Here is a 6,570-nt window from a genome sequence, read left to right on the forward strand (position 1 = left end):
CCAGCGTAGTTACGCCCCGGCCGTTCGGAAGACCCGTGTGCCCACCGTCACGGCGAACATCGTGAGACCGACGGCGGCCAGGACGCCGTACAGCATGGACGGGGTCGCGTACTCGCCGACGTACGCGTCCCGCACGGCGTCCACCAGATAGCGGAACGGTACGAAGCGGGACAGGAGGTCGAGCCAGCCGGGGGCCAGGGACATCGGCAGCATCAGGCCCGACAGGAGCATCGACGGCATCGTCAGGGCGTTGACCGCAGGACCGAACTCGTGCTGCGAGCGGGCCTTCATCGCGAGCGCGTACGACAGCGAGGCGAGCGAGACCGTCAGCAGGGCCACGAAGACGAAGCCGATCAGGACGCCGGCGACGGGGGCGCGCAACCCCATGACCAGGGCCGCGAGGACCAGCAGAACCGCCTGGAGGACGAAGACCGCCGCGTCCCGCAGGACCCGGCCCAGCAGCAGCGCCAGGCGGCTCACCGGGGTGACCCGCATCCGCTCGATCACGCCGGACTGCTTCTCCAGGATGACCATGAAGCCCGCGAAGGAGGCCCCGAACAGACTCAGCTGGAGCAGCAGGCCCGGCACGAGCACCTGCCAGGAGCTGCCGCGTGAGCCGAGCGGAAGGCCGGTGAGCAGCGGCCCGAAGAAGAGCAGGTACAGCAGCGGCATGAGCACGCCGAACAGCATCGCGAAACGGGAGCGCAGGGTCTGGCGGGCGTAGCGCCCGAAGACCAGCGCCGTGTCGTGAAGAAGCATCGAGGAGTCCTAAACGGCTACGGGAGCGGAGTCCGCCGGCGCGGGACCGCGCCCGGTGATGGCGAGGAAGGCGTCCTGGAGCGAGGCGTCGATCGACCCGGCGTGCTCCAGCTTGAGCGCGCTCGGGGTGCCGTCGGCCACGACCCGCCCGTGGTCGACCACGACGAGCCGGTCGGCGAGGGCGTCCGCCTCGTCGAGGTAATGGGTCGTCAGGAAGACCGTGGTGCCGTGCTCGTCGCGCAGCCCGCGGACCAGGTCCCACAGGTCGGCGCGGCTGCGGGGGTCGAGTCCCGTCGTCGGCTCGTCGAGGAACAGCACCCGCGGACGGTGGGTGAGCGCCATGGCGATGTCGAGACGGCGTCGCTGGCCGCCGGAGAGCGCGCCGCACCTGCGGTCGAGCAACTCGGTCAGGTCGAGGTCACGGGCCAACTCCCGGGCGCGCTCCGCGGCCTGCGTCCTCGTCAGCCGGTAGAGCCGCCCCTGGGTGACCAGTTCCTCCCGCACGGTGATCTGCGGGTCCACCCCGCCCGACTGCGCCACATAACCGCAGGCCCGGCGGACCCCGGCCGGGTCGTCGGCCAGGTCGTGGCCCGCGACCGTGGCCGTGCCGCCGGTCGGCGGCAGCAGCGTCGTGAGCATGCGCAGGGTGGTGGTCTTCCCGGCGCCGTTCGGACCGAGGAGGCCGAGGATCTCGCCGGGGGAGACGGTGAGGTCGATTCCGCGCACGGCCTCCACGGGGCCGCGCTTCGTCTGGAAGGTACGGGCCAGACCGGCCGCACTGATGAGGGGCATGGCCCCAGAAAAACAGAGTCTCTTAAATTTTGCAATGCCACCAAGTTTTCAGGGAGCCCAACGATCACCGGGGTGCCTAGGATGTGGGCATGGCGGAGGGGCTCAGGGAGCGCAAGAAGCGCGAGACGCGGCAGCGGATCTCGGACATCGCCACCGGCCTGTTCCTGGAGCACGGCTTCGTGACGGTGACGATGGCGGACGTGGCCGACGCGGCCGACGTCTCGGTGAACACCGTCTACAACTACTTCCCCTCCAAGGAGGACCTCTTCTTCGACCGCAGCGCGGGCATCGTCGAGCGCCTCGCCCGCTGGGTGCGCGGGCGCGACCCCGGTGAGTCGGCCGTCGCGGCCGTCCTGCGTGAGCTGCGCGCCGAGGTCGAGGCCGTCTCGCCGACCGTCGGCCTGATGGAGGGCTACGACCGTTTCATGACGGTCATTCACGAGGCGCCGCCCCTGCGTTCCCGGCTGTGGAGCATCCAGCAGGAGATCCAGGACAACCTGGAGAGGGTCCTCCGGGAGGAGACCGGCGCCCCGGCCGAGGACCCCGCGCCGACCCTGATCGCCGGTCAGATCAACTGGGTCCACCAGACGACGATGGCCGTCGTCGGCCGCCGGATGCTCGCCGGGCACAATCCGGGCGAAGTGTCCCGAGAGGTGCTTCTCCTTCTGGACGAGATGGAGGGGCTGTTGAGCGAGAAGGTGCTCACCTACGCCGTCCGACCCTCCGGGTGAGTGCTGCCGGTGTGATGTCCGTCCCTTGAGACGTGACTCGCGTTACTAAGCGGTCACACGGCCCCTCACGAGCGCTAGTGTCCGCCGGAGAGGCAACACATCAACAGCGCGTACCAGGGGAGTCGCACAGTGGCACGGAAGCTCGCCGTCATCGGAGCCGGACTCATGGGGTCCGGTATCGCCCAGGTGTCCGCGCAGGCGGGCTGGGACGTCGTCCTGCGCGACGTCACCGACGAGGCGCTGAACCGTGGCATCGGCGGCATCACGGCGTCGTACGACAAGTTCGTGAGCAAGGGCAAGTTGGCGGCCGGGGACGCCGAGGCGGCGCTGGGGCGGATCACCGCCACCACCGACCTCGACGCGGCGGCCGACGCGGACATCGTCGTCGAGGCCGTCTTCGAGAAGCTGGAAGTGAAGCACGAGATCTTCCGGACGCTCGACAAGGTCGTGCGCGAGGATGCCGTGCTCGCCTCCAACACCTCCGCCATCCCGATCACCAAGATCGCGGCGGTGACGGAGCGGCCGGAGCGCGTCGTCGGCACCCACTTCTTCTCGCCCGTCCCGATGATGCAGCTCTGCGAACTGGTCCGCGGCTACAAGACGAGCGACGAGACGCTCGCCACCGCGCGGGAGTTCGCCGAGTCGGTCGGCAAGACCTGCATCGTCGTCAACCGCGACGTGGCCGGCTTCGTGACCACCCGTCTGATCTCCGCGCTGGTCGTCGAGGCCGCGAAGCTGTACGAGTCGGGGGTCGCCACCGCCGAGGACATCGACCTCGCCTGCAAGCTGGGCTTCGGCCATGCGATGGGACCGCTGGCCACCGCCGACCTGACGGGCGTCGACATCCTGCTGCACGCCACGGGCAACATCTACACCGAGTCCCAGGACGAGAAGTTCGCCCCGCCGGAGCTGATGCGCCGGATGGTTGACGCCGGTGACATCGGACGCAAGAGCGGGCAGGGCTTCTACAAGCACTGACGCCGGTACGCGTCACGCGTCGGCTTGCGCCGCGCAGGTGAACGCACGGGCCTCCAGGGCTCACCCCTTGAGGTGAATTCGGTATCGGTTCGCTCACAGACGGCAACCTGACGGCGTGAAACGCCGTCAGACGTTGCATCACCCTCATCACGGAGTACGAACGCACTCACGGGAGCGCTTATGTACATCAGGGGCGACCACGCCGAGCTGGTCGTCGGGGGCCGCCTCGACGTACGCAGCGCGGCGGACGCCCGTACGGTCCTGCACTCGGCCGTCGACGACGGAGCCGGCGACCTGGTGCTCGACCTGTCAGAGCTGGACTCCTGGGACGCCACCGGACTCGGTGTGATCATGGGGGCCCACCGGCGGGCGGGACGGTGCGGAAGGCGGCTGGTGCTGCGCGGTGTGCCGCCGCAGATGCAGCGGCTGCTCGTGGCCACGCGACTGCACCGCATCCTGGCGATCGAGGGCGGCATCGGACTGGAGTCCCTGCCCCGGGTGTGAACAGACGTACGGGTTCGTACGTATGGCTCCGTGTGCACGGGACACTCGGTCGTCACGGCTGCTCCCGGGGGCCGTGAGGACCATGGGGGCGAAACGCACCACACGCCCAATTCTCACAAGACCGTGATGTCTCGGGCGGCGCGGTACCCCGGACTGTCGGAGATACTGTGCGAAGGTTTAGGGTTCGGCTGCCCGCCGCCAGCAACCCTCGAGCGGGTTCCGGACCAGAAGCGACAGCGCGGTGTGCGACAAGGCCGGGAGGGGCTCCAGCACACGAGACGCTTTTGGGGGGCTAGAACCTATGGACCCGACGAACCTCGGATCCGAGCACGGCCACGACGACGCACCGACGTCCGGCAGGCGCCCACCACGTGAGGCGCTGAGCCAGGACTTCGACCGGCACGCTCCGGCACTCGCCCGCACCGTCCAGCTGGTCTCGGGCGACTTCCTGCTCACCGTCAACCCCGTGGACGGCAGCGAGATCGAGAACTGCCCGCCGGGCGAGCTGCCCGGCCGGCCCGAGAAGCACGCCCCGGCCCAGCGCGCCGAGATCGACCGCGCCGCCCGGCCACCGGTGCCCCCGGGCCCCACCCTGCCCAAGCAGCCCCTGCTCCAGCGGGACGACGAGCGGGGACGGCTGGTACGGCTGCTCGCGCGCGGCCGCTCCGTCCGCCTCACCGGCGCCCCCGGCTCGGGCCGCACCACGCTCCTCGACGCCGTAGCCGAGGACTGCGCCGACCTCGCGCCCGACGGTGTCGTCCGGCTCTCCGGATTCCGGCGCACCGCGGACGACCTGCTCCACGAACTCTTCGCGACCGTGCACAGCGCGCCCGCGCACCGGCCCGGCCGTGAGCAGTTCCTCGCCCTCGTCCGCGAGATCGGCGCGGTCGTGGTCCTGGACGACCTGGAGTTCGGCGGCGCCGAGCTCGACGAACTCCTCGACGCCACCCCCGAGTGCGCCTTTCTGATCGCGGCCACCCCCGACACGCCCCTGCCGTCCCCGGACGCGCCCCTGGAGGAGATCGTCCTCGGCGGCTTCGACCGGGCGGGCAGCGTGGAGCTCCTGGAGCGCGCCGTCGGACGCAGCCTGACCGAGGACGAGTCGAACTGGGCGGGCGACCTCTGGTTCGAGTCCGAGGGGCTGCCGCTGCGGTTCGCCCAGGCCGGGGCACTGCTCAGGCAGCGGGACCGGCGGCGGGCCGGCGCGGACGCCGTCGACGAGTTCGGGGTCTTCGAGGACGCGCCGCCGGTCGAGGCGTCCTTCGAGCCCGGTACGGACGACCCCGGCATACCGCTGCCCTCGCTCGCCGAGGGCGCCGCGCCCGCCGCGCTGCTCGCCTCCCGGCTGAGCGCCTCGGCGCGCGAGACCCTCCGGTTCGCGGTCGTCCTCGACGGCGAGGTCCCGCACCAGGCGCATCTGCCCGCCCTCGTGGGCGACACCCATGCCGACGCCGCCCTCGGGGAGCTGGTCGGCTGCGCCCTGGTCACCCCGGTCGGCGCGCGCTACCGGCTGGCGGCGGGCGTACGGACCCAGCTGGAGGCCGCCGGATACGCCGACGGCGCCGAGGACAGGGCCCGTACAGCCGCCCAGCACTACGCCTGGTGGGCCGGGCACCCGTCGGTCACCCCCGAGCGGGTCTCGGCCGAGGCGGACGCCCTGCTCGCCGCGCTCACCGCTCTCGGGGCGTTCACCGAGCCCTCCGGGGACGAGCAGGGGAGCGTCGCGGTACAGCTCGCCCGGCAGGCGGCGCCCGCGTTCGCGGCGGGCCTGCACTGGAACGCCTGGGAGCGGGCGCTCAGGGCGGGCGCGGAAGCGGCCCGCCTCGCCGAAGAGATCGGCGAGCAGGCGTACTTCCACCACGAACTGGGTGTCCTCGCGCTCTGCCGCGGCCGGCTCGACGAGGCCCGCGCGGAGCTGGAGGTGTCCACCGGGCTGCGCGGCGCCCTCGCCGACAAGCGCGGCACCGTCGCCGGCCGCCGGGCCCTCGCCCTGGTCGCCGACCGCTCCGGGGCGACCCCGCCCGGTGGGCGCACGGCGGCGGGGGAGAAGGTGCCCGACGCCCGGCACGAGGAGCCGGCCGCACCGCCCGCCGGAGCGCCCTCCGGGTCTGTCCCGGCGGCCTTCGGCGCGGCCGCCGGCCCGACCCCGTCCGCGGGGCCGTCCACGCTCGTCACCGACCGCGCGCACGGCGTCTCCGCCGCCCACAGGGCCGGTGTGCTCAAGGGCTTCGTCGGCGGCGCCCGGCGCAACCTCGTGGCCGCGGGGGCGGGCGCCCTGCTCGCCGCCGTCCTCGGCACCGTGGTGACCCTCGGCGCGACCTCCGACAGGAACGACACCCCGGCCGAGCGGATCGGGGTCAACCCCTCCGCCAGCGAGGGCGCCGACGGCGGTGGCCTCGGCGCCGACCGCGCCAAACAGGGCGAGGGCGACGACGGCCCCGGGGTGCTCCCCGAGCCCAGCGACCCGGGCCCCGACGGCACGTACGGCACGGCGGACGACCCGGCGCCCAGCGAGACGGCGAAGCCCTCGGACGACGCCGAGCCGTCGCCCTCCGAATCGTCCGGCTCGTCGGACGGCGGGACGAGTGGCGGCGGCTCCACGGGCGGGTCCGGCGGGTCCACGGGCGGGTCCACCGGCGGTACCGACACCGGCGGGTCCACGGGCGGCACCGACAGCGGTGGCTCCACGGGCGGGTCCACGGGCGGGACGACCGGCGGTACCGACACCGGCGGGTCCACGGGCGGCACCGACAGCGGTGGCTCCACGGGCGGGTCCACGGGCGGGACGACCGGCGGTACCGACACC

The 6,570-nt window shown here is 72.5% G+C and carries 6 protein-coding genes; 4 read left to right on the top strand and 2 right to left on the bottom strand.

Annotated features, from left to right (window positions below; all coding sequences use genetic code 11):
* Positions 1–9: 9 nt before the first annotated feature.
* Together AC067N_RS28030 and AC067N_RS28035 are read right to left on the bottom strand one after the other, a co-directional pair.
* Entirely contained in the window at positions 10–759 is a 750-nt protein-coding gene (locus AC067N_RS28030) for an ABC transporter permease (protein ID WP_478681650.1), read from the bottom strand.
* Between the two features lie 9 nt (positions 760–768).
* Positions 769–1,551 (bottom strand): ABC transporter ATP-binding protein, encoded by a 783-nt coding sequence (locus tag AC067N_RS28035; RefSeq protein WP_478681651.1) that lies wholly within the window; start codon positions 1,549–1,551, stop codon positions 769–771.
* Positions 1,552–1,640: 89 nt separating this feature from the next.
* Between AC067N_RS28035 and AC067N_RS28040 the strand changes: the two genes are divergently transcribed.
* The 4 genes from AC067N_RS28040 to AC067N_RS28055 form a co-directional block, all read left to right on the top strand.
* Positions 1,641–2,282, top strand: a complete 642-nt coding sequence (locus AC067N_RS28040) for a TetR/AcrR family transcriptional regulator (protein WP_478681652.1) — start codon at positions 1,641–1,643, stop codon at positions 2,280–2,282.
* Between the two features lie 129 nt (positions 2,283–2,411).
* Positions 2,412–3,260, top strand: coding sequence for a 3-hydroxyacyl-CoA dehydrogenase family protein (locus tag AC067N_RS28045; RefSeq protein ID WP_478681653.1), 849 nt, complete (start codon positions 2,412–2,414; stop codon positions 3,258–3,260).
* A 180-nt stretch (positions 3,261–3,440) separates the two neighbouring features.
* Positions 3,441–3,764, top strand: coding sequence for an STAS domain-containing protein (locus tag AC067N_RS28050; RefSeq protein WP_009297239.1), 324 nt, complete (start codon positions 3,441–3,443; stop codon positions 3,762–3,764).
* 301 nt (positions 3,765–4,065) lie between these two features.
* The coding region (locus AC067N_RS28055; protein ID WP_478681654.1) for an ATP-binding protein at positions 4,066–6,570 on the top strand (2,505 nt) is incomplete at its 3' end.

The sequence above is a fragment of the Streptomyces sp. NPDC042364 genome (genome assembly GCF_056437585.1).